Origin of the sequence: Lysinibacillus xylanilyticus (assembly GCF_001183605.1) — a bacterium.
In the GTDB taxonomy this organism is placed as follows: Bacteria; Bacillota; Bacilli; order Bacillales_A; family Planococcaceae; genus Lysinibacillus; species Lysinibacillus xylanilyticus.
The window spans coordinates 45349-69251 of record NZ_LFXJ01000011.1; the positions used below are offsets into that span (position 1 = coordinate 45349).

Here is a 23903-nt window from a genome sequence, read left to right on the forward strand (position 1 = left end):
GGTGAAAATCATAAATCTAGCCCTTGCTAATATTAGAAGAAGTAAATCTGCAACAGCTTCTTTATTTACATTTATTTTAGTTGCTGCGCTACTTCTGAATATAGGTTTAATGGTCATTACTCAAATCAATACATTTTTTGATAGTAAAGCTGAACAATTAAAAGATCCTCACGCAATAATTATGATGGATTATGCAAGTTATAATTCAAGTTATGGAGAATTTATAACGAAATATCCTGGGGTGACAGAGTCAGAAACAGAAGAAATTATCAAAATGGACATTGCCAAATATAATTTTGGTGATAGTGAATTTGCTAATAGTACCGCTATTTTTAATGCAGATGATCATCGTAATATCGGTGCGTTGAAGTTGGTTGAAAAACTAAACAGTTCAAGTGCTAATGATATTTTTCTTCCTTACATTTTTAAAACAAATGGTGGTTATGAGTTAGGTGAAGATTTTACCATCACATATCAAAACAAGGACTTTGATTTTCGAATTGCTGGATTCTTTGAAACAACAATGATGGGTACGACCAACACTGGAATCATGAAATTCATGCTACCAGAAATTTCTTATCAAACGTTAGCAGATGAACAACTAACAGAAGGATTGATCATATCTGCAGTGATGGAAGACGAAACACAATCTACAAAGTTACTAAATGATTTTATTAAAGAGTTTCCACAGTCAACAGTAGGTGATATTTGGACGTTAGATATTGAAATGGTGAAAAGTGTGAGCACGTTGACCATTAACATCATAGCTATGATATTAGTAGCTTTTGCAGCCATTATCGTGCTTGTTTCACTAATTGTCATTAAGTATCGTGTATCAAATAGCATTGAAGACGGGATGACGAATATAGGAGTACTTAAAGCAATTGGTTATACAAGTAGGCAAATTCTATCGTCAATTATTTTACAGTTTGTTTTAATTGCTTTTAGTGCAAGTGTGGTAGGGATTGCATTGTCATATTGTCTTATGCCTTTCATAGGAAGCATTATTTCATCTTTATCTGGATTAATATGGTATCAGGGATTCAATATGATTATTAATTTAGCCAATATATTCATTGTTGCTTTTTGTGTTGTAATTGTTGCGTTAATTTCTGCCTTCCGTGTTCGAAAAATTCAACCTATTATGGCACTTCGGGGAGGTATTCAAACGCACAGTTTTAGAAAAAATTATTTTCCATTGGAGAATACGGGAGGTGGGCTTCATTTTTTACTTGCTATTAAATCGATGCTGTCAAATGTAAAACAAAACATCATGATACTTTTAATTATTATCGCATTAACATTCGCATCTGTTTTTTCAGTGGTACTATATTACAACATTGCTTCAGACAAAACCGCATTCGTTAACTTATTTGGCATAGAACCAGCAAATGTGATGATATCTGTTAAACCAGGTACAGATACAACAGAACTTTTGAGTCACATTAAACAAATGGACCAAGTAAGTAAGGTAAATATTTTTGATTTCATTACAACAAAAATTGATAATAAAACTGTATATACGAATGTTACGAATAATTATAATCAGTTCGAAAATAATGTTGTCTACGAAGGTCGTCAGCCAAAATATGATAATGAAATATCCATCTCCTGGGTTGTATCAAATCAAATTAATAAAGGCATTGGCGATACGGTTGAAGTAGAATATGGGACTGAAACAGTTAGTTTTCTAGTAACTGGCCTCAGCCAATCAATCGGTAATTTAGGACAAATAGCCGCATTAACGATGGATGGAATTCAGCAATTACAATCAGATTATAAAGGCACGACCCTTTATGTATATCTAGATGGTATATCAAACCAAAACTTTATCGAAAACGTCCACGAAAAGTACGGAGATTATATAGTAGAAACGTTAGACATAGCTGAAAATATAGAGAGCCAAACAGGTATGTATACAGCTGCAGTGTTTGCAGTTATGACAATGGTTTTGACAATTACTGTTCTAGTCGTTGTAATGATTCTGTATCTGGTCATCAAAACGATGATTATTAAGCGTAAGAAAGAATTTGGCGTAATGAAAGCAATAGGCTACTCAACGATTCAACTGATGCATCAAATATCCATCAGCTTTTTACCCGTGATTATTACAGGAGTGACCATTGGTGGTGTACTAGGGTATTTTTACACAAATCCTATGCTTTCTGTATTGCTTTCAAGTGTAGGGGTTAAACGATTGGCTTTTACCATTCATTTACCGACTATTCTAATGCTATGTGTAGGAATCCTTATATTAGGCTACATTGTCTCGATGTTCGTATCCTTAAAAATCAAAAAAATTTCTGCCTACAGTTTAATTACAGAATAGAAGGATTCGATGGACTCTGAAATTGACTATGGAGAACAGAATTATTTTGCTGAGTGTTGTCTCAGACCATCATGTTCCTAATACAAAAACATACTACTAAGATTCTAATGTATAAGGTATGGTACCTTTATATTCATGAAATTACTCCTTCGTACGAATAAAGTCCAAAAAATACATGCTCGATGCCATTTGAAAAACTGCGATTTGGATATTATCGCCATTATTTCGTCGTCGTATCAACCTAAATTATTCCCTCCATCATGAATGTATTCGCAGTTTGATGCAATTACATTTCTTGTACACAATGATCAGATAAAAAATTATTATCTCTACTTTCTAAGTGCTGAGGTAATTATTTCTACTAAAAAGTATTGCTTTTTCAATAATATTCTTATAGAATGTAGAACGATATAAATGAACGAAATAAATTTCCTTTAATACGGTCCAGAGAGGCTGAAAAGGGCTACATGATATTTTTAAAGCTAACAATATCTTTGTTTTCTCATGCCCTTTTGTCCTCTGTGACAGAAGGGCTTTTATTTTCCCAATTATACCTCTTTTAAAGGGAGTCCCGTGAGGCTTCAAAAGAGAATGGAAAAGAATTGAATAATCCATTCCCTCAAATAGGCTAAAAGAGATTTTTAACTAACAAGAAACTGGAGGATTGTAAGAATGGATTATCGTAAGAAAACAGTGGTAGCGTCAGTAGCTGGTTTAACGTTGGAAGGGATGGACATTATGTTTATCTCCTTTGCGATGACAATGATTATTTCGGAATTTAACATTGATCTCGCAACGGGTGGGTTGATATCTTCTATAACGAATATTGGTATGCTATTGGGCGGCATTATTTTCGGGGTTTTAGCTGATAAGTATGGGCGGGTAAAAGTATTTACTTATACCGTCTTGTTGTTTGCGCTTGGTACAGCTTTAACTGGATTAGCAACAAATATTGAACAAATTTATATTTATAGATTTATTGCAGGTCTTGGTGCAGGGGGCGAATACGGCATTGGTATGGCGCTTGTTGCCGAGGCTTGGCCGAAGAATAAGCAAGGAAGAGCTTCTTCATATGTTAGTGTAGGTGCACAATACGGAGTTATTTTAGCAGCATTACTAAGTGCCATTATACTTCCGACTTTAGGGTGGAGAGCTTTATTCTTTGTTGGTGTAGTACCTGTAATTTTTGCTTTTATTGTACGAAAAAATCTTGAGGAATCACCGGAGTGGCTAGCTGCTCAGAAAAATAAAAAAATCGAAAAGCAACATGAAAAAGGTAAGCTGGCACAATTATTTAAAACGCCACGAACATCGATGACAACAATCGCATTAATCGTTATGGCAACAGTTCAAATTGCTGGCTACAATGGCTTAATGATTTGGTTGCCATCTATGTTGCAAAAAACTCAAGGTCTATCCGTTTCAAGCTCAGCACTATGGACGATTAGCACAGCAGTGGGCATGATTATCGGGATGCTAACATTTGGACGATTTATGGACCGATTTGGAGCAAAGCGTGCATTTGGTTTCTTTTTACTTGCTTCAGCATGTGCTGTGTTTTTATACTCATATGCCACAGGAGGTGTCGCAATTTTAATCGGTGGTGCAATTGTCGGCTTCTTCTCAAATGGTATGTTTGCGGGGTATGGAGCTTTAATTAGTAGCTTTTATCCAGTGCAAATTCGAAGTACAGCTACAAACACGATTTTTAACTTCGGTAGAGCAATTGGAGGATTTTCACCGATCTTTGTCGGATATATCCTTCAAAGTTATGATATGACGATCGTTATGATCTACTTAGCTGCCTTATATTGCATTTCCTTTATTGTGATGCTAACTCTTAAAAAGGGGACAAGCGAGGCTTTACAACTGGTTGAAATTAATTAAATCAAATATGCCTCGGCATATTTGCGTCTGGAATCGGCTTTATGCTTAGGCCTGCGAGAGGGCCGACACGATGTCGGTCATTTCGGTAATGCCACAGGACGTGGCGTTTTTACGGATGCAGGTCTGTTAGCCGTTATCGCATGGATGCGATGATTTTAGGCTAACATCCTCTAAGAATTCCTTTCCGATTCCGTGACATCCGCCGGAGGCTTTAGGCCAACAAATGTTTTTTGCGCGAAAGCGTAGTGCAAACGCGGCGACAGGTACGGATGTTTGGACACCCTATGAAAGAAGTCAAAACATGAAAGAACGAATTCCAATTTAAAAAGGGATTCGTTCTTTTTGAAATTTATTATTATAATAAACCTTTTGAACGTTTTTCAGCCATTTCTACGAGGCGCTTTGTAATTTCTCCTCCGACTGAACCGTTTGCACGTGAAGAGGCTTCTGGCCCTAATTGTACATTAAATTCTTGTGCGATTTCATACTTCAATTGATCAACAGCTTCATGTACACCAGGAACTAGAAGCTTATTTGAACTGCGATTAGCCATTTTTCTCACCTCCTTGTGATTAGAATGGTCGAGAGTTAGCTAATCATACATGTTAAAAAGTAAAATGCACATTCTAAATACTATAGTAAAGTAACTTTTGGAAAGCTATCTAAAATTGTGAATGTCTCTGCTATAATAAAGTAATGCTTCAATTTCGAGGATATGATTATTAGGAGCGCTTTTACAGTCAAAATGGAGGTTTTTTAAATGACGAACAATGATATTTTAATTCGTTTAAGATATGCATTTGATATCAAAAATAAAGATATGGTTGAAATTTTTAAGTTAGGCGGCATGGACTTTACGAAGGAAGAAGTATTGAACATGCTCATTAAAGTTAATGATGAGGAAGAAGCACCAGAAGAATACATCAAATGTAATAATAAAATGGTAGAGGCATTTTTAAATGGATTTATTACATTTAAACGAGGGCCGCAAAAGTCTAAGTCTGGTCAGCCAGAAGGACCACTACCTGTTTCTGGGAAAGAAAGCCCTAATAATATGCTATTAAAGAAAGTGAAGATTGCGTTAGCCTTAACGAGTGAGGAGATACTCGATATTTTATATGACGGAGGCGTTAGCGTTTCGAAAGGCGAATTAGGTGCCATTTTAAGAAGTCCAAGTCATCGTAATTATAAAGAATGTGGCGATCGCTTTGTGAGAAATTTTTTAAGAGGGCTGACATATAAATATAGAGAATTATAAGGATCAACTCTTGATTAGATCTGAGGTGTTGTAGATAGATACGTTCTCCTTGATTTGTCAAGTTCGATTTTTGATAAAGAGCCAATGAATGAATGGTTAAAAAGCAGCTGCAATTTAGCAGCTGTTTTTTTGTGAAAAAAATTACGTAAATTTCTTCGTTCTGATAAAAATATTCTGCAAAAAGCACATTTTTCTTAGTTGAATCTAGTTGACAGTTTGTGACGAAATTGTGTACACTGTAATTGACATAAAGTTGTCACAAAGAGGAAAAATAAATGTTCACGAACAGAGGGGTGCTTTTATGTTTGGTTTAAACATTTTATTAGTTGCTATCGCATGTGTTACTATCCCACTTGTTGTTGCTTCAGTGATGTTAGACATTTTTTATGCAGAAAAGAAACAAGTTCGTTTTTCATTACGCCGTACATCTATATGGTATTCCTGCATGTTTGCTTTATCATTCATACCGTCAGTCTTATACATGACACTAAAATAAATAATTATCTTTAATATGAATAATCATTTAGGGGTAATTGATTATTCAAATTATAGTAGCAGCTACAATATTGCGTTGTAGCTGCTTTTAATTTATTTCAGCGGGTGTCCAAAGACCCGCTGCTGCCGCTTCGTTTCACTACGCTTTCGCACAGTCAAAACACGTTGCTGCCGCTTCGTTTTTTGTTATCGTTAGTTTACTTATTCCACCTTCACAACATGTTCTAGAGATGCATAAAATTGAAAAAGATAAGTCTTTAGACAATGTAGGTAGTAAAGAGGAATTAAAGGAACATTCAAATTGATAAATATTTGTAAATGAAAATGGAAACACAAGGGCGTTGATTTTTATGCCCTTGTGTTTTTTTATGCAGAACATTACACTTAAAAATGACCAATTTTAGCTAGTTTTTACAAAAAAATAAATATTTTGGAAATACCGATATTGCACTAGGGGAAAATATTGTAAAATTTATTGTTACTTTAAAATAAGTATTCATATAGAAAATGAAGGAGATCAACGATGAGAAGTAGCTTAAAAATTAAAATGTTAATGGTATTTTCAATTTTACTTGTTGTTTCGTGTTTGCTGATTAGCTTTTTTATTTATCGTTCGTCATTGGAGCTAGTGAAAGAGACAGTTGGTGAGCAAAATTTAAATATGATTGATCAGGCAATGTCAAAGATAGATGTTAAAGGCTATCAAGAGATAGAAATTGGTGCCAAAAAAGATGACTATTATTACGAATTACAAAAAGAATTGAGCTCTGTTAAAGAGCTTCATAAAGTAACTAGTTTATATACAATGACTCGCGTAAAAAATGGTGAGGGGTATGACTACTACTATATGATAGATAGTGTGCCGAATGATAATTCATCGATTGGTGTTAAAGAGGAATCACCGGATTCTTATCCTAAAATAAAGCAAGTATTTGAAACAGGGCAAACACAATTTCAGCTATCAAATGATTCACAATACGGTGGTGTACTTGCCATCTACGCGCCAATAAAAAATGATGCAGGCGAAGTTATAGGAATAATAGGGGCAGATTTAGATGCCACAGAAGTTTATGCGGACATGAATGCTAATCAAATGAAAATTATATTGATTACGCTAATTATATTAATAGTAGGAATCTGTATTGTTTATTTCTTCACAGATTATTTAACGAGGCCAATAAGAAAATTAACATCACAAGTAAGACAAGTTGGCAATGGTGATTTAACCGTAAAAATAGAAACAGATCGAAAAGATGAAATTGGAGTTTTAACAAATACATTCCAACAAATGGTGCTGGATTTACAAAATATTATCATTGGAATCAATTCTAGCTCTAAGCAGTTAATCGATACGACTAATGGAGTGGCTAAAAGTAGTGAAAAGGCAACTGAGGCTATTAGTCATATTTCAGCCTCCATCCAGGAAGTGTCTGCTGGAGCACATGCACAACATAAAAGTTCAGAGGAAAGCTCTGCAACATTAGAGCAAATGTCGGAGGGCATTCAACATATTGCCGAGGCTTCTTTAAATGTATCTCAATTATCATCTACTAGCTTACAAAATGTAGAGCTTGGCAATGGGAACATTGAAAAAGTAATTCATCAAATGAATATTATTAATGAGTCCGTTCAATTATCCGCAAATGCAATTAAAAAACTAGAGAATCAATCAAATGAAGTATCACTTATTATCAATATGATTCGTGATATTGCTTCACAAACTAATCTACTTGCATTAAATGCTGCGATTGAAGCGGCTAGAGCTGGTGAATCTGGAAAAGGCTTTGCCGTAGTAGCTGAAGAAGTAAGAAAGCTTGCAGAGCAATCAGAAAAATCGGCGAATAGTATATCAAATTTGATTTCCAAAATAAATGAGGATACGAGCTTAACGGTGCAAACTATGAATGTTGTAACAGGAAATGTAGAAGACGGTTTACAAGCTGTTGAAGAAGCTGGAAAATCATTTGAAAGTATTCTCCAATCTATTCAGGGAGTAGTATCTCATACCAAACAAGTTTCTGTAACCTCAGAAGAAATGTCCGCATTTTCTGAGGAGATTACAGCAGGAGTTATGGAAACAACGATGCTTGCTAATAAGGCTGCAAAGGCAACAGAAAGTGTTGTAGAGCGTACGATGGAGCAAGAAAGCTACAATCAAGATATCCTTCATTCTGTTTTAAAACTGAACAAAATGGCAGAAGAACTTGAAAAATCCGTTTCAAAGTTTGATGTAGACGCTAAAAACACAGATATTTCCCACTGAAATTAAGAATGAAAAGATAATCGTTAGAATAAAATTTCTATTAACATGGATGAAATAATCCTATCGATTATCTTTTTGAGGGTGGGATATGGATGAAAACCTTTTTTCTTTTATTTCTAGGAATGATTTATTTATTACTAGCAAAGTCAGTCGAAACGGCTATATTTAGTAACGTATATTTTTTAATTGGTATAGGACTATTAATAGCAGGAATTATTCGATTTATTAAAGAACAATATATCTATAACAATAGATTAAATGAAATGAAAGAGGCAAGTGAGGAGGAGCTTATGGCTATCCCTCATACGCATTGCATCATCTCAAATGATTGTTTAAATGCTTTATTACTAAATGAACCTACAAATACGCTTTTCCTCGTAAGTAGGGAAGATCTAGAAGAAGATTTGATTAAAAAAGAAATCTCATTCAATAAAATATATGAAGTTGCTATAGTAGAGGACGAAATGTTTATTGCTAGGACTAGCAATAGTTTAATAAGTGGTTCATTACTTGGTGAAGATCTGGATATAGAAGAAGAGGAATGTGATGAAGAGGATCCTGAGTATAACACTGTGTCTCAATTGAAGTTGAAAATTGTAGCTGATAACTTATCTGATCCTATTCTAGAATATGTTTTTCTGGATAACGGTGAGCCTATATCAAGAGAAGAGGATGAATATCAAGAAGCGCTAGAGTTATGTGAGGAATGGTTTCAGAAGATCAGTGTGATTATAAAACGGTATGAGCTTGAAAGGGTACCAATTAGACAGTGGCAATAAAATAATATGAAGTAAAGAAAGCTATCTCGAACAAAATGTCGAGATAGCTTTTTAACTTCTAGGATAATTCTAGAGTGACGAGGTGTCGCCTCAAAGTGCTCGAGTGAGCTAGAAAAGTAATCCGGTATCACCACGAAGTACTCGGGGTACCAAAGAAATCTCCGTTAGAGACCCAAAACGTTTACGTTCTTCAAACTACTGTATATTAAGAATCATTCGTACTTTAAATTTTAAATTGCTGTAATTGGATATTTAGCTCTTCAGCCATACCAGCGAGTTGATTTGCACTCCTTGAAATTTCCTCCATAGTAGCGGCAGTTTCCTCTACAGTTGCTGTTGTTTGTTCTACACCAGCTGCAGACTCTTGAGAAATAGAAGCCATTTCATCAACAGAGACATTGATAGACTCGGAATTTTGAGCAACTTTATTTAAATTTCCTGAAATGGTATTTATGTTAAGAATCATTTCTTCAACGGCTCCTGAAATTTGGTCAAATGTTTCATTTGTTTGATTTAGTTGGGCGGTTCCTCTTTTTACTTCCTCATAGCCGGATTGCAGAGCGGTTGTTACATTGCTAGTTTCACCTTGAATACGGTTGACGATTGTCGAAATATCAGTGACAGAGAATTGTACTTGTTCTGCAAGCTTACGAACTTCATCGGCTACAACTGCAAAACCTTTGCCATGTTCTCCTGCACGAGCTGCTTCGATGGCAGCGTTTAAAGCAAGTAAATTTGTTTGATTTGAAATATCATCAATGACAGAAACAAGCTTGGAAATTTCAGCAGACTGCACATTTAAGCCTTCAACTTTTTTCACTGAATCTAACACAATCTCGTTAATAGTTGTCATTTGTTGTGTTGATTGTATCATTAAGTCTTTGCCTGTTGTTGTTAGTTCTTGTACATGACTTGAATGTACTTTTAATTCAATGCCTTCCTGTGTTGTTTCATGAATACTACGCTGGAAAGAAGCCATTGTTTCGGCTAAATCACCTGCTGTAGAGGCTTGTGTTTCTGTGCCAGAGGCTAGCTCCTGCATAGTCACGGTAATTTGTTCTGTACCTGATTGCACTTCATTAGAAGATTGGGCCAGCTCTTCACTACCAGCTGCTACTGTTTCAGAAACAGTATGGATTGAGCTAATCGTTTGCTTTAATTTTTCATTCATTTCATTGGCGGAAAGCATTAATTGACCAATCTCATCACGATGAGTTATTGGAAGTAGTTCATGTTGCAAATTACCATCCGCTAATTCGCTCATGCGCTTTGTGACAATCGTAATAGGATTAGAAATATTTCTAGCAGTGACAATGGCAATTAGGACACCTGCGATTGTCAATACTATGCTAACGATCAGTCCGACTGATTTATTGTTTAAACTTGTTGATACTACGTCATCTCCCACCTTAGTAATGGAATCTGAACGTTTATCGGCCAATTCTTCATATCCATCAAGAACTTCGGTTACGAGATTATTCATAGCTGTTAAATTTTTTAATGCTAAATTTCTATTACCTTTTTTATAAACATCGAATACTTCGGTATTTACGCGATTGCTCCATGTACGTGCCATTTCTACTAGGGCCGCACGCTCAGGCGTATTTTCGTATTTCTCTACAATACTAACACTTTCCTCAGCAATTTGACGATACTCATTAAAAAGTTCTATGTATTTCTCTTCACCAGATACAACATAACTTAAAGCTGCAGAGAGACGAACGCTCATAGACATTGCTAAATTTTTATTTGCGGTTAAGACAAGTAAATCTTCTTTCACTAAACTTTCTGCCTGTTTTTCCATCTTATTATTAGAAATGTAGGTATAGGTTGTAAAACAAACAACTAATACTAATAAAAGAATAAATGCACTTAATATACGAGCTTTAAGTGTTTTAAACTGAAAAATACCTTTCATCTTTTCCCACCCTTTTATTGTTCATTTTCAATGTAGAACTGTAAAAAAATCGAAATAATAATTGTTATAGTACAAATATATTCTATAACTAATTAGATTTATACATAAGCCCTTTTAATGGAAAAATTTAAAAATGGTTTTTTAGTACAATAACAAATCCTGTTATGAATGATAGATAGTTAAATATATACGTCTAAATTGAAATTCTGATGTTTTTTTAATGCCTTTATGTATTTATACCTAACTGATGAGCTTCTATAAAGTTGCTCCTATTATTATCCATATTTTAGTGTGGATGGTATAATTGTTCCAAAAAATAATGCGATTATAGGAGGGATATGGGATGAACAAATGGTTCAAAATAATAGGCTTCGTGATATTTGTGAGCTTTATTGGTAATACTTCAGCAAATGCGGCTTCTTCTACGTCTCTTTTTGTCAACGGTCAAGCTGAGTATGACTTTATTACGGTTGAAGGACGAACAATGGTTAAATTAAGGTCTCTGAGCGACCCGTCATGGCCTGTGCTCGCTTATGATCCTAAGACCGGTGTCGTCACGATTCAAAATAAAGATAAGAGTAAGAAAGTGCAGCTTGTGGCGGGAAGAAAAACAGCAACAGTTAATGGGAAGGCGATAAAATTAGACGCTGCAGTAGTAAACAAAAACGGTAGTACTTATGTGCCGATTCGTTTCATTAGCGAGACACTTGGCGGTTATGTCTATTACAATAACAAAGATAAACGGGTTATTGTCCGTACGCCTGCGGGTCAGGAAGAATACGAGACACTGATGCACGGGGATCTCACGAAGGCGCGTCATATTGCGCTCGGACTAGAAAAACTCACAGAGGAAGCGCCACCTCTTCATGCTGGAGAAGGGTATAATTACTTCTATTACACGTTTCCAGAAGGAGAAGCATTGCGTTTCACGCTAAATTTCGCCGGCTATAGCGATGCTTATTATGAAGTTAATAATGAAGGTCTGGCAGTCATTAAATGGCAGAAGGATGATGTGGCTAAACGAGAGTGGGGAGCGAAACCAACCTTTAAAAGCTATGTTTATTTCTTGGACGAGTATATGCATGGCTTATTCACTTATGGAATTGTAGACGCTCAGGGCAAAGATACGGAGCTGGGAAAATTCAGTCAGGAAAATTGCAACAACAACGATTGCAACAAACTAGTCCTAAAAATTGAAGGGGAGAATCGGACAGATCAGCGGTAGAAAGCTTGTGGTAGATTAGCGACTGAGCTCGGCTAAAAAACATAGAAGCTTTAGAAATTACCGGATATATGTAGCAAAAAAGAAGGATGGATAAAGTCAATTTTATCTATCCTTCTTTTTTGTGTGTAACATTTAATTACTGTTTTGCTTTGCTTTTTTTGCTTGTCGTTCCCATTGTAGTAATGATGGGTATGGATCAAACGCCCATTCTGTACGTCCATTGAACTTATATATACCATAGTGAAGATGAGGCGGGAATTTTCCGGACGTCCCTTCTTTACCGTAGCCAGAGCTACCAACCGTACCGAGAACAGTACCAGGTTCGACAAAGTCTCCAACTTTAATTTTCTTATTATAACTACCAAGATGGGCATAATAATGGTATGAGTTATGATTATCTCGAATTCCTATACGCCAACCACCAAATTGGTTCCAGCCCTTTATTTCCACTACTCCATAGGAGGTAGAAAGTACTGGAGTACCATAGCTAGCGAAAATATCTGTGCCTTCATGAATACGGCGTCCACCCCAGCCCCTATTGGCACCCCATGTACTCCGATAACTGTAATCGTAATTAGTAGGAACGGGGAATGTGTGGGCATCGAGCTCAGTTGTTTTGAAATGACTATACATTTTGGAAATGGTGAAGATTTGATTTACAGCCTGTTCACTTCCGTAATACTCCCATAAAGCTAATTTAAAATCCTCATCACTTGTTCCAAATTTACTTAAAAATGTAGCCATGGAGAAAATTATATCGACATCATCTTTTGGGCTGGCAACTCCGTCACCATTGCCATCTAGTCCCATCCCGCCAAAGTAACTAATTGTTTCTGGGCGAGTATCATCTCGTACAGGATTTAAAGCACCTGACCAATATTCATCAGAAAATTGAATGGCAACGATACCATCTCGTTTCGGAATATCTTTACGAACAGATTGCAAATTTCGCTCATATTGGTCAATGGCTGCTAAGAAATGCCATGGGATAAGTAACTCGTCAAATTGTACGTAATAAGCCATACGTTCCTGCACAATTTCTTCTTGGGTTGGTTCTTCTTTTGCTAAAGCAATAGTGGGGAGAGTAAAGCTCCATAAAAAAATCCATGATAAAAGGAATATAAAATGGCGATTCAATAATGGACCTCCTTTCTAACGTTAGAATAACCGAATTTTTTATCTTCATTCAGCACTTTTTGTGGGAAAACAAAGCGGTAGAATTGAGCAATTTTTTGGAAAAACATCAGGTATAACGAATAATGTTATCCTGTTGCTGCCGCTGCGCTTTCACACAAAAGACATCTGCCGCTGCCGCTTCGCTTTCGCGCAAAAAACATCTGTTGCTGCCGCTTCGCTTTCGCACAAAAGACATTTGCAGCCCAAGCGACTCATTGGACGCCACCAGCCGCAACGGAAATCAATCCTTTTACGGAGATGAGCCATAAATTATTTTTTCGTTTAAACTTCAGTTATTTAGAGGAAAAAATTATAGGCAATAAGAAGAAACTTCGACAAAGAAAAAGTATTGGGTATCATAATGCCATTTCCTTCATACTATGTTATAAATCAAGCCCTGAATGGAGGGAAGGCTATCAACATTTTAGATAAAGTGAAAAGCTATCGCGAAGAAGAAAATAGGCTGAAGTGGGAAGGTACATTTGCAGATTACTTAAACATCATCAAGGAAAGACCTGAAGTTGCTCAAACAGCCCATTCACGCGTCTACAATATGGTAAAAAGTGCTGGTGTAGAGGAACGCGATGGGCAAAAAATGTATGAGTTTTTTGGGCAAGAAATTTTTGGGCTTGAAACAGCAATTGAAAGACTGGTGGAGGAATATTTCCATCCGGCAGCGCGAAGATTGGATGTTAGAAAACGTATTTTGTTATTAATGGGACCAGTTAGTGGTGGTAAATCAACAATAGTGACCTTGTTGAAACGCGGACTCGAAAAATTTTCGAGAACAGATGAAGGTGCAGTTTTCGCAATTAAGGGATGTCCAATGCATGAGGATCCTTTACATTTAATTCCACATCATTTGCGTAATGAATTTTATGAGGAGTATGGTATACGAATTGAAGGAAGTTTATCGCCTTTAAATACGATGCGTCTTGAAAAAGAGTACGATGGACGTATTGAGAATGTGATGATTGAACGTATTAGTTTTTCTGAAGACAAACGTGTGGGCATAGGAACATTTACGCCATCAGATCCAAAATCACAGGATATTGCCGATTTAACAGGTAGTATTGATTTCTCAACAATCGGAGAATTTGGTTCAGAGTCTGACCCTCGGGCTTATCGTTTTGACGGTGAGCTTAATAAGGCAAACAGAGGTATGATGGAGTTCCAAGAAATGTTAAAGCTTGATGAAAAATTCTTGTGGAATTTATTATCTTTAACGCAAGAAGGTAATTTTAAAGCAGGGCGATTTGCATTAATTAGTGCAGATGAGTTAATTGTTGCGCATACAAACGAAACAGAGTATCGTTCATTTATTTCAAATAAAAAGAATGAGGCGTTACATTCACGTATTATTGTCATGCCAATTCCGTATAACTTAAAAGTGAGTCAGGAAGAATTGATTTACGAAAAAATGATTAAAGAAAGCGATATGGCACATGTTCATATTGCGCCACATGCATTGAAGGCCGCAGCAATCTTTTCGGTTCTAACAAGATTGGAAGTTCCGAAAAAACAAGGTGTGGATCTTATTAAAAAAATGCGACTGTACGACGGAGAAAATGTGGAGGGATTTAATTCCGTTGACTTAGAGGAGCTTAAAAAAGAGTATCCAAACGAAGGCATGAACGGTATTGATCCACGATATATTATTAATCGTATTTCTTCTGCGATTATCCGAAAAGAGGTACCATCTATTAATGCATTAGATGTTTTGCGTGCACTAAAGGATGGGCTTGACCAGCATGCTTCCATTTCTCAGGAAGATCGAGAAAAATATATGAACTATATTGCGGTTGCTCGAAGAGAGTATGATGAAATTGCCAAAAATGAAGTGCAAAAAGCTTTCGTTTATTCGTATGAAGAGTCTGCAAAAACATTGATGAATAATTACCTCGATAATGTAGAGGCATTTTGTAATAAAAATAAAATTCTCGATCCATTAACTGGTGAGGAAATGAATCCTGATGAAAAATTAATGCGCTCTATAGAGGAGCAAATAGGCATTTCGGAAAATGCGAAAAAAGCATTCCGTGAGGAGATATTAATTCGTATTTCTGCTTATGCTCGAAAAGGTAAGCGTTTTGACTATAATTCTCATGAAAGATTACGAGAAGCAATACAGAAGAAACTGTTTGCGGATCTTAAGGATGTCGTAAAAATTACAACATCCTCAAAAATGCCGGATGAATCACAGCTGAAGAAGATTAATGAGGTTGTAGCAAGACTTGTTGATGAGCATGGCTATAATACAACATCTGCTAATGAATTATTACAGTATGTAGGTAGTCTGTTGAATCGTTAGTGGCTTTGACCTATTCAGTGGAAACTATAAAACTATTGATAGGAATGAATAGGAGTGTCCCATTTTAGGGCACTCCTTTTATCTTCATTTTAACTTCTTTCAGCAAATGTTTTAAGTATCGAAAGCAAAGCGTCATCTACAATTTTTTTCTGTAGCGAAAGCAAAGCATCAGCTACAAATTTTTTATGTAACGTAAGTGAAACGGCAGGTACAATTATTTTCTTTATCGAAAGCGTAGCGGCAGGTACAGAAGACTCCCACCTCTATAGGTGGTGAGATAGATACGGTTTTAATGTTAGTTCAAGAAAGCGAATCACTAGCATAGTATAGAAAAAGCGAATTTGATAGATGGGTGAGGATAAAAATGACTGAAAACGAAAATAAACGTTTTGCCATTTCTCAGGAAAATTGGTCCCTCCATCGTAAAGGGCACCAGGACCAGCAACGGCATATGGAAAAAGTAAAAGATGCTATTAAAAATAATTTACCCGATTTAGTTAGTGAAGAAAGTATTGTCATGTCCAATGGTCGCGAGGTAATTAAAATACCTATTCGTTCACTTGATGAATATAAAATTCGATATAACTATGATAACTCCAAGCATGTTGGGCAAGGTCAAGGAGACAGTAATGTTGGTGATGTGGTTGCGCGTGATGCAAGCAGAGGCAATCAGGCTAATGGTAAAGGGAAAGAAGCTGGCGACAAGCCAGGTCAGGATTATTATGAAGCTGAAGTAAGCATTGAAGAGGTTCAAAATGTGTTATTTAACGAGCTTGAGCTACCAAACCTACAGGAGAAAGAAAAGGCGGATATTAAGACGGAAAAAATTGAGTTTAACGATATTCGTAAAAAAGGTTTAATGGGAAATGTCGATAAAAAGCGCACAATCCTCAATGCGTTAAAGCGTAATGCTATGAAAGGAAAGCCAGAAATTACGCCAATTCATAATGATGATCTGCGTTTTAAAACGTGGGATGAAGTTGAAAAACCTGAATCGAAGGCAGTGGTCCTTGCCATGATGGATACAAGTGGCTCGATGGGTTCCTTCGAAAAATATTGTGCACGGAGCTTCTTCTTTTGGATGACAAAATTTTTGCGCTCCAAGTATGAAACGGTGGAAATTGAGTTTATTGCGCATCATACCGAGGCAAAAGTAGTGACAGAAGAGGAGTTTTTTACGAAGGGAGAAAGCGGTGGAACAATTTGTTCATCTGCTTATATAAAGGCATTGGAATTAATTCGGGAAAAGTATAATCCCTCTCGCTATAATATTTATCCCGTACATTTTTCAGATGGTGAAAATATATCAATGGATAATGAAAAGTGCTTGAAGCTAGTGGGAGAGTTAATGGATGTATCGAGCATGTTTGGCTATGGTGAAGTCAATCAACATAACCGCTTTTCTACACTTATGTACACATATAAAAAAATAGATGACCCTAAGTTTAGATATCATGTTTTGAGAAAAAAAGGCGATGTTTACGATGCTTTAAAGAGCTTTTTCAAAAAAAGTGAATCTTAAATCATGTTCCAAGGAGGGGACGGAAAAGTGGAGATGAATGAGCTTGAACGAGCGATTGATGAAATCACAGAAATTGCCTCAAGCTTTGGCTTAGATTTCTTTCCAATGCGCTATGAAATTTGTCCGGCAGATATTATTTATACATTTGGCGCATATGGTATGCCTACTCGATTTTCACATTGGAGCTTCGGTAAACAGTTTCACAAAATGAAGCTCCAATATGATTTAGGGCTAAGTCAAATCTATGAGCTAGTAATTAACTCAAACCCATGTTATGCATTTTTACTTGATACAAATACGTTAACACAAAATAAATTGATTATTGCGCATGTATTGGCGCACTGCGATTTCTTTAAAAATAATGTACGCTTCTCCAATACTAGAAGAGATATGGTGGAGAGTATGACTGCAACAGCTGAAAGGATAGCTGGCTATGAAAGAGAATATGGGAAGGATGAGGTCGAACAGTTTTTAGATGCGGTTTTAGCGATTCAGGAGCATATCGATCCTTCCCTTTTACGACCAAAATTGTCTTGGAATTCGGAGGATGAATTTGAAAAGGATATTCCTCAAGCAAAATCACCGTATGATGATCTATGGCGTTTAGACGATAAGGAAAAAGAATATAAATCGGTAAGGCGAAAAATAAAGCAATTCCCGCCACAGCCAGAAAAAGATTTATTGCTATTTTTAGAGGAGCATAGTCGAGAGCTCGAGGACTGGCAGCGAGATATATTAACGATGATGCGGGAGGAAATGCTTTATTTTTGGCCACAATTAGAGACAAAAATTATGAATGAGGGATGGGCTTCCTTTTGGCATCAACGTATCATGCGTGAGCTTAAGCTAACGACAGCGGAAACAATTGAGTATGCGAAATTAAATGCAGGTGTTGTGCAGCCTTCAAAAACATCCATTAATCCTTATTACCTTGGTGTGAAAATATTTGAGGATATTGAAGAGCGCTTTAATCATCCAACGGAAGAGATGAGAAAGCTAGGTGCACAACCGAACTCTGGACGGGAGAAAATGTTTGAGGTTAGAGAGATAGAGTCGGATATATCCTTTATCCGTAACTATTTGACGAAGGATTTAGCAAAGCGAGAAGATCTTTATTTGTTCCAGAAAAAGGGCAATGAATACCGTATTACTGATAAGGAGCATGAAATGGTACGAGATCAGCTCGTATCGATGCGTGTAAACGGGGGATTCCCATATATCGTCGTAAAAAATGGAGATTACCTTCGTAACGGAGAGCTCTATTTAGTGCATGGCTATGAGGGAACGGAGCTCGATCCACAATACTTAGAAAATGTTTTGCCATATATTTATCAGCTATGGGGTCGTCCTGTTCATCTAGAAACATATGTGGATGGAAAGCCAATGCTTTATTCCTATGATGGTACGAAAAATTATAAGCGCAATGTTTGAGGTGTAATTCCTTTGTGGATAATTAAAACAAAAACTTCTATCTGTTGGTATGAAATATTCCTGCAGATAGAAGTTTTTTACAGTCCCTAATAAAGGTTCATCGCCATCATGAGGAGTTGATTTCCGTTCCGACTAGGCGCCGCTTACCTAGGGCATCCGATGAGCCCAATAAACTTTATTCGTTATTATTTTCATCTAACAATGGAGAGGATTCATTTTCATCTTCACTACTTTCGCTATGATTCAAAGATGAATGGATAGCGCTGTCGATTACTCTGCTGTCTTTTACTTTTATTCCTTGTTGTCCGCCACTTCATCATTATTGTCATCAGCAATACCGCTTCTGTCGTTTCCATCGGCGAATTGGGAGTTTATATTTCTAGTACTGTCGTTTAGGGCATTTTGACCGCCTCGGTTGGCATTAGTACCTACATCCTTATTGATTTGTCCTCCACCTTCAGCCCTTTGATTAAGATGGATTTCTTTATTGCCAATATTAATAGTAAGATTGATGGTAATATGATTTTTAGATGGATCCTTTGAATGTTCATTATCAGGCATAATTTTCACCTCCTTCATTTTAGCATTACTCTTAAGTTATTAATCTTTCTGAAGCATACTTGTTTATGTAGCCCTAAGTTGTATAAATAATGTGAGAAGATGGAGGCTGAAAAACTGTTCCTTATCGTAAAATTTGTTAAAATGAATAGGATTTGAATATAAGAAGAACTGGAACGGTGAGTCAACGTTGAGAACATTTAAAAAGGTTTATATAGAAATAACGAGTGTCTGTAATTTAGCATGTAGCTTTTGTCCTCCAACTGCTCGTGCAAAGGGACTTATTAAAGTAGAACAATTTAATAAAATATTGGATGAAATACGTCCTCATACGAAATATATTTATTTGCATGTAAAAGGAGAGCCACTTTTACACCCACGTATTGATCAGCTACTTGACGCAGCACACGAGAAAGGTTTTAAAGTTAACATTACAACGAACGGTACACTGATTAAAAAGAATCATGAAAAGATATTAGGGAAACCAGCCTTACGCCAAATCAATTTTTCTTTGCATAGTTTCGACGGTCATGAGGGATCGGAAAATCGTGAGAAATATTTAGGGGATATATTAGATTTTGTGCGAGCTTCGAGAGACTATAGTACGATTATTTCGTATCGTTTATGGAATTTACAAAAGGATAATGTTACAGATATTGCGGCACGGAGAAATCGTGAAACGCTCGAAATTCTAGAAAATGAATATAATCTTGATTATCGTATCGAAGAAAAAGTGCAGCCCGGTAAAGGTGTAAAGATTGCTAATAATATTTATTTAAATCAAGATCATGAATTCAAGTGGCCAAGCTTACTGGAGCCGGAGGATGAAGGCAAAGGTTTTTGCCATGCACTGCGAAGCCAAGCTGCTATTTTAGTGGATGGTACAGTAGTACCGTGCTGTCTTGATGGTGAGGGCGTTATTAATTTGGGGAATGTGAACGAGAAATCTTTCACAGACATTGTTCAAGGAGAACGTGCAAATAATATTGTCGACGGATTTTCACGTAGAGAAGCAGTCGAAGAGCTATGTAGAAAATGCGGCTATCGTCAAAAGTTTGGAATGTAATAGAAAGATCCATTTGGTTTTAGGCTAAATGGATTTTTTATATGGTCGAAACAATAGCATGCCACCATGCTAAAACGGGCTCATCACCAAAAGTTATGGATGACATTTGTTATAACGAATACCATGTGTAGGTGGATATTAGCCGCATTAAAGCAGTGTATCAAAAATTTTCGAAAAATAGATTGTGGCTAGTCGTCAAAACGGCTCCAACGTCATTGACCATTGGAGCTGTTTTTCTTTGATTGTGAATCAATAGTATCTAAAAAATCCTTCGTAATGCGTACTACGTATTTCACTTCGTCTAAATTGCGCTCCCTTAATACTGAACGATGTATGTCAAGCACAAGGTTCTTTTCTTCAATATCAGTAACACCAGATAATTTTTGAAAATTAAAAAGCTCTTCAGGGGCAATATCTAACGCTTTCATCAGTGTTTCTAAAGTGCTTAATGTGATATTAGATTGCCCGTGTTCAATATTTGAGATTCGTCCTTTACTAAAACCTAGTTTCCCCGTCTTTTCTGCTACTTCTTCCTGACTAAGCCCCTTGGAAACCCTAATAATTCGGAGTTGTTCGCCTACTAGCTTTAAAAAGTCTGACATATGATTCACCTCTAAGTAAAAAGCTAGTGAAAAACATTAAAAATGCCTATACCATTATAGTGGTATAATAGAGATAATGTTACAATAAAATGGTACAATGGTTAGTAGTAAGTGTTTATTGAGAGAAAAGACTATGTAAAACGGTGTTGATGATTCTTCAGTAGCTTGTTTTAGAGTACAGCTAATTCTATTTAAGGATTGGAGGATTCAAGCATGGTAAAGCGTTATCGATTAGAAGAAGTTGCTAAAATAGAAGAGGGGAAAATAGTACCGAAGAAAAAGTATTTTACAAACGTCGGAGTACCCCTAATTACAGCAGAAAATTTAAAAAAATTAATGCTAAATGGTGATATTGAACAATTACCAAAAGTTAATATTACATTTAATAAACATTTTAAGTGTGTACCAGTACCAGCTAAAACCATCATTCTTACTAAAGCTAATTTGAAGGAAACAAATAAATATATATATCAATGCGAAACTGAAATATGTATTGCAAATGATATCGTCGCTATTATTCCAAATGAAACAATTATTTTAAGTGATTATTTATTACACTTTCTTAGATGGTATCAAATTAATAAAAGATGGCATCATTTGTACCAAATATCCATAGATATTCCGATGTTAACTATCCAACACAAAATGGTGCAAATTTTAAATACGATTCAGCTTTTATTAAAAAATAAAGAGTCTTTAATGACAGCAGTAGAGGGGCTACCGCTGCATCTTGAGAATTTTTCGACGCAATTAGAAAATCACTCAAAGAGTTTACATGATGGGTTTAATCAGGCTCAGCATCTTTACGATATTATGCTACATAAAATTTTTAAGGGTGAGCTTAAATAATCCATAAAGAGGAAAAGTTCTTCATCCTAGCTGGGGTGGAGAAAAAAGTCAGTGTAAGGAAAAGACCTCACACCGATTTTTATCAATTATGCCTCGGCATAATTCCGTAACATCCGCTGGAGGCTTTGGCCAACACGATGTTGGTCACTCAGTCGTGTGTTGTTGCTGCCGCAACGCTTTCGCACAGATAAAACCGTGTTGCTGTCGCTGCGCTTTCGCACAGATAAATTGCCACAGGACGTGGCGTTCTCAGACTGAGTTCCTCTATTTCAGCGAATGTTTGGACACCTGTTGAAAGTAACTTAAAACCGCATTCATCTCACCACCTATAGAGATGGGCGACTTCTGTAACTGACGCTTTTCTTTCGCTACAGAAAAAAATTGCTGAAATAAGTTAAATATCGATAATTATAGGTAAAATCATTGGTTTTCTTTTTGTTTGTGTAAATAGATATTGTCCGACTGCTCTTTTGATTTCTCTTTTTAAGACATGGATTGGCTGCTTACTTTCTTCCTGAAGTTCATTAATCGTTTCTTTGACGAGAATATTTACTTTAGTTAAAAGCTCCTCAAAATCTTTGGCATAAACAAAGCCTCGTGAAATTGTATCTGGTTCTGAAATGAAGGCACCATCTATTTTATTTAGTGTTATAACGATAACGAGCATACCGTCTTCTGACAGCTGTTTGCGATCTCGTAAGACAATTCCTTCTACTTCACCGATACCGATACCGTCGACATACGTATCACCTGAAGGGATTTTACGTGTTTGCCTAGCCATTGTATTTTCAATATCAACAACATCCCCGTTTTTCATAATAAACGTATGTCCTCTTTTGACACCGACGGACTCAGCTAATAAACGATGCTGATGTAACATACGGAATTCACCATGAATCGGAATGAAAAATTTGGGCTTCATTAGCGTCAGCATTAGTTTTAAATCTTCCTGATATCCATGACCTGAAACGTGCATACCTGTATTACTAGACGAGCCATAAATAACCTTCGCACCTAGCTGGAACAAATTATCGACGATCCGTGAAACACCCTTCTCATTCCCTGGGATAGGGGATGAAGCTAAAATAACTGTGTCATCAGGTAATATTTTGACTTCACGATGATTGCCATTTGCTAGTCGAGAGAGTGCAGCTAATGGCTCACCCTGACTTCCCGTACATAGTACAACAACTTCTTCAGGTGGGAGATATTTCACCTCACGTGCATCTAATAACATATCATCAGGAATGTTTAAATAGCCTCGCTCAAGTGCAACATCTACAACATTCACCATACTACGGCCAAGCAATGCAAGCTTTCTATTTGTAGCAATTGCTGCATTTACAATTTGCTGTATGCGATTAACATTAGAAGCGAAAGTAGAGATAACGATTTTACGTTCGGCATGTAAAAATGCATCTTCAATATGATTACCGACAAGCTTCTCTGAAGGAGTTAACCCAGGTCGTTCGGCATTAGTACTTTCAGAAATAAGTACAAGTACGCCTTCTGATCCTATCTCAGACATTTTATGAATATCTGCGAATTGATTATTGACAGGCGTTAAATCAAATTTAAAATCTCCAGTGTGTACTACATTCCCTTCTGGTGTATTAATAACGATTCCTAAGCAATCGGGTATACTATGGTTTGTTCTAAAGAAACTAACATCAACTTGTCCGAAATTTAATGATGAATAAGAATGAATTTCTATTAATTCTGTCTCTCTTAAAAGCTTATGTTCTTTCAGCTTTAGCTCGATTAACCCAAGAGTAAAACGTGTCGCATAAATAGGAACATTTAATTTCTTTAACAAATAAGGGATACCACCAATATGATCCTCGTGACCATGTGTCACAATTAAAGCTTTGATTTTCTTTTTATTTTCCTGTAGGTACGTAATATCAGGAATTATTAAATCGATACCTAGTAAGCTTTCGTCTGGAAACTTAGCACCGCAGTCGATAATTAAAATATCATTCCCATACTGTACTACATACATATTTTTTCCAATCTCGTTAATGCCACCTAAGGCGAAAATCGATAATGTATTGTCTTTTGTGGACAAGCATATTCCCTCCTAATTTTTCAGTATGTTCTTTTAATGAAAATTCAGCATTAGTAGTATAGCTTTAAGCGTTTCATCCTATACGAAAAGACAATTTGAGGATAAGCGTTAATATAAGATTTTCATGAAGAATAGAATAGAGGAACGAATAAAATAAAGGGGATGT

18 protein-coding genes are annotated in these 23903 nt (G+C 36.3%); 12 read left to right on the plus strand and 6 right to left on the minus strand.

All coding sequences use genetic code 11. The annotated features are described in order from the left end of the window. Position 1 precedes the first annotated feature (1 nt). Positions 2-2329 carry an ABC transporter permease gene (locus ACZ11_RS22495; RefSeq protein ID WP_049668802.1) on the plus strand — a complete coding sequence of 776 codons (2328 nt, stop codon included), beginning with the start codon at positions 2-4 and terminating at the stop codon, positions 2327-2329. A 672-nt stretch (positions 2330-3001) separates the two neighbouring features. After that, positions 3002-4216: an MFS transporter gene (locus ACZ11_RS22500; RefSeq protein WP_049668803.1), complete on the plus strand. Its 1215-nt coding sequence runs from the start codon at positions 3002-3004 to the stop codon at positions 4214-4216. Between the two features lie 355 nt (positions 4217-4571). On the opposite strand, the gene ACZ11_RS22505 is transcribed toward ACZ11_RS22500, so the two are convergent. Next, positions 4572-4769 carry an alpha/beta-type small acid-soluble spore protein gene (locus tag ACZ11_RS22505; protein WP_049668804.1) on the minus strand — a complete coding sequence of 66 codons (198 nt, stop codon included), beginning with the start codon at positions 4767-4769 and terminating at the stop codon, positions 4572-4574. A gap of 207 nt (positions 4770-4976) precedes the next feature. Between ACZ11_RS22505 and ACZ11_RS22510 the strand changes: the two genes are divergently transcribed. The 4 genes from ACZ11_RS22510 (at position 4977) to ACZ11_RS22525 (ending at position 9011) form a co-directional block, all read left to right on the plus strand. Further along, positions 4977-5474: a YehS family protein gene (locus ACZ11_RS22510; RefSeq protein WP_049668805.1), complete on the plus strand. Its 498-nt coding sequence runs from the start codon at positions 4977-4979 to the stop codon at positions 5472-5474. 301 nt (positions 5475-5775) lie between these two features. Further along, positions 5776-5970, plus strand: coding sequence for a hypothetical protein (locus ACZ11_RS22515; protein WP_049668806.1), 195 nt, complete (start codon positions 5776-5778; stop codon positions 5968-5970). Positions 5971-6492: 522 nt separating this feature from the next. Continuing rightward, the gene (locus tag ACZ11_RS22520; RefSeq protein WP_049668807.1) at positions 6493-8232 is read left to right on the plus strand and encodes a methyl-accepting chemotaxis protein; all 1740 of its coding nucleotides are present in this window, start codon (positions 6493-6495) and stop codon (positions 8230-8232) included. Positions 8233-8324: 92 nt separating this feature from the next. Next, the gene (locus tag ACZ11_RS22525; protein ID WP_049668808.1) at positions 8325-9011 is read left to right on the plus strand and encodes a hypothetical protein; all 687 of its coding nucleotides are present in this window, start codon (positions 8325-8327) and stop codon (positions 9009-9011) included. A 223-nt stretch (positions 9012-9234) separates the two neighbouring features. Here ACZ11_RS22525 and ACZ11_RS22530 read toward each other — a convergent pair whose 3' ends face one another. After that, positions 9235-10929 (minus strand): methyl-accepting chemotaxis protein, encoded by a 1695-nt coding sequence (locus ACZ11_RS22530; RefSeq protein WP_049668809.1) that lies wholly within the window; start codon positions 10927-10929, stop codon positions 9235-9237. 343 nt (positions 10930-11272) lie between these two features. Between ACZ11_RS22530 and ACZ11_RS22535 the strand changes: the two genes are divergently transcribed. Then, positions 11273-12154, plus strand: coding sequence for a copper amine oxidase N-terminal domain-containing protein (locus ACZ11_RS22535; protein ID WP_049668810.1), 882 nt, complete (start codon positions 11273-11275; stop codon positions 12152-12154). Between the two features lie 132 nt (positions 12155-12286). Here the strand turns inward: ACZ11_RS22535 and ACZ11_RS22540 are convergent, their stop codons facing one another. Continuing rightward, on the minus strand, positions 12287-13291 hold the full coding sequence (locus tag ACZ11_RS22540; RefSeq protein ID WP_049668811.1) for a M23 family metallopeptidase: 1005 nt from the start codon (positions 13289-13291) through the stop codon (positions 12287-12289). A gap of 454 nt (positions 13292-13745) precedes the next feature. On the opposite strand from ACZ11_RS22540, the gene ACZ11_RS22545 reads away from it, so the two are divergent. The 3 genes from ACZ11_RS22545 (at position 13746) to ACZ11_RS22555 (ending at position 18594) form a co-directional block, all read left to right on the plus strand. Beyond that, a complete protein-coding gene (locus ACZ11_RS22545; protein ID WP_049668872.1) occupies positions 13746-15641 on the plus strand; it encodes a PrkA family serine protein kinase in 1896 nt (631 codons plus the stop codon). A gap of 364 nt (positions 15642-16005) precedes the next feature. Next, positions 16006-17163 (plus strand): sporulation protein YhbH, encoded by a 1158-nt coding sequence (gene yhbH / locus ACZ11_RS22550; protein WP_049668812.1) that lies wholly within the window; start codon positions 16006-16008, stop codon positions 17161-17163. 33 nt (positions 17164-17196) lie between these two features. Then, on the plus strand, positions 17197-18594 hold the full coding sequence (locus tag ACZ11_RS22555; RefSeq protein ID WP_201778567.1) for a SpoVR family protein: 1398 nt from the start codon (positions 17197-17199) through the stop codon (positions 18592-18594). A gap of 291 nt (positions 18595-18885) precedes the next feature. Here the strand turns inward: ACZ11_RS22555 and ACZ11_RS22560 are convergent, their stop codons facing one another. Next, positions 18886-19155: a hypothetical protein gene (locus ACZ11_RS22560; protein WP_236690932.1), complete on the minus strand. Its 270-nt coding sequence runs from the start codon at positions 19153-19155 to the stop codon at positions 18886-18888. 187 nt (positions 19156-19342) lie between these two features. Between ACZ11_RS22560 and ACZ11_RS22565 the strand changes: the two genes are divergently transcribed. Then, the gene (locus tag ACZ11_RS22565; protein ID WP_049668814.1) at positions 19343-20218 is read left to right on the plus strand and encodes a radical SAM/SPASM domain-containing protein; all 876 of its coding nucleotides are present in this window, start codon (positions 19343-19345) and stop codon (positions 20216-20218) included. A 212-nt stretch (positions 20219-20430) separates the two neighbouring features. Here the strand turns inward: ACZ11_RS22565 and ACZ11_RS22570 are convergent, their stop codons facing one another. Continuing rightward, positions 20431-20820 (minus strand): helix-turn-helix domain-containing protein, encoded by a 390-nt coding sequence (locus tag ACZ11_RS22570; protein WP_049668815.1) that lies wholly within the window; start codon positions 20818-20820, stop codon positions 20431-20433. A gap of 213 nt (positions 20821-21033) precedes the next feature. On the opposite strand from ACZ11_RS22570, the gene ACZ11_RS22575 reads away from it, so the two are divergent. Next, positions 21034-21669: a restriction endonuclease subunit S gene (locus ACZ11_RS22575; protein WP_049668816.1), complete on the plus strand. Its 636-nt coding sequence runs from the start codon at positions 21034-21036 to the stop codon at positions 21667-21669. 394 nt (positions 21670-22063) lie between these two features. Here the strand turns inward: ACZ11_RS22575 and ACZ11_RS22580 are convergent, their stop codons facing one another. Further along, positions 22064-23737: a ribonuclease J gene (locus ACZ11_RS22580; RefSeq protein ID WP_049668817.1), complete on the minus strand. Its 1674-nt coding sequence runs from the start codon at positions 23735-23737 to the stop codon at positions 22064-22066. Positions 23738-23903: the final 166 nt, after the last annotated feature.

Excerpts from the sequence above, each read along its gene's own strand:
- ACZ11_RS22500 (WP_049668803.1), top strand. The coding sequence starts at position 3,002 with ATGGATTATCGTAAGAAAACAGTGGTAGCGTCAGTAGCTGGTTTAACG.
- ACZ11_RS22505 (WP_049668804.1), bottom strand. The coding sequence starts at position 4,769 with ATGGCTAATCGCAGTTCAAATAAGCTTCTAGTTCCTGGTGTACATGAA.
- ACZ11_RS22510 (WP_049668805.1), top strand. The coding sequence starts at position 4,977 with ATGACGAACAATGATATTTTAATTCGTTTAAGATATGCATTTGATATC.
- ACZ11_RS22515 (WP_049668806.1), top strand. The coding sequence starts at position 5,776 with ATGTTTGGTTTAAACATTTTATTAGTTGCTATCGCATGTGTTACTATC.
- ACZ11_RS22520 (WP_049668807.1), top strand. The coding sequence starts at position 6,493 with ATGAGAAGTAGCTTAAAAATTAAAATGTTAATGGTATTTTCAATTTTA.
- ACZ11_RS22525 (WP_049668808.1), top strand. The coding sequence starts at position 8,325 with ATGAAAACCTTTTTTCTTTTATTTCTAGGAATGATTTATTTATTACTA.
- ACZ11_RS22530 (WP_049668809.1), bottom strand. The coding sequence starts at position 10,929 with ATGAAAGGTATTTTTCAGTTTAAAACACTTAAAGCTCGTATATTAAGT.
- ACZ11_RS22535 (WP_049668810.1), top strand. The coding sequence starts at position 11,273 with ATGAACAAATGGTTCAAAATAATAGGCTTCGTGATATTTGTGAGCTTT.
- yhbH (WP_049668812.1), top strand. The coding sequence starts at position 16,006 with ATGACTGAAAACGAAAATAAACGTTTTGCCATTTCTCAGGAAAATTGG.
- ACZ11_RS22555 (WP_201778567.1), top strand. The coding sequence starts at position 17,197 with ATGAATGAGCTTGAACGAGCGATTGATGAAATCACAGAAATTGCCTCA.
- ACZ11_RS22560 (WP_236690932.1), bottom strand. The coding sequence starts at position 19,155 with ATGCCTGATAATGAACATTCAAAGGATCCATCTAAAAATCATATTACC.
- ACZ11_RS22570 (WP_049668815.1), bottom strand. The coding sequence starts at position 20,820 with ATGTCAGACTTTTTAAAGCTAGTAGGCGAACAACTCCGAATTATTAGG.
- ACZ11_RS22575 (WP_049668816.1), top strand. The coding sequence starts at position 21,034 with ATGGTAAAGCGTTATCGATTAGAAGAAGTTGCTAAAATAGAAGAGGGG.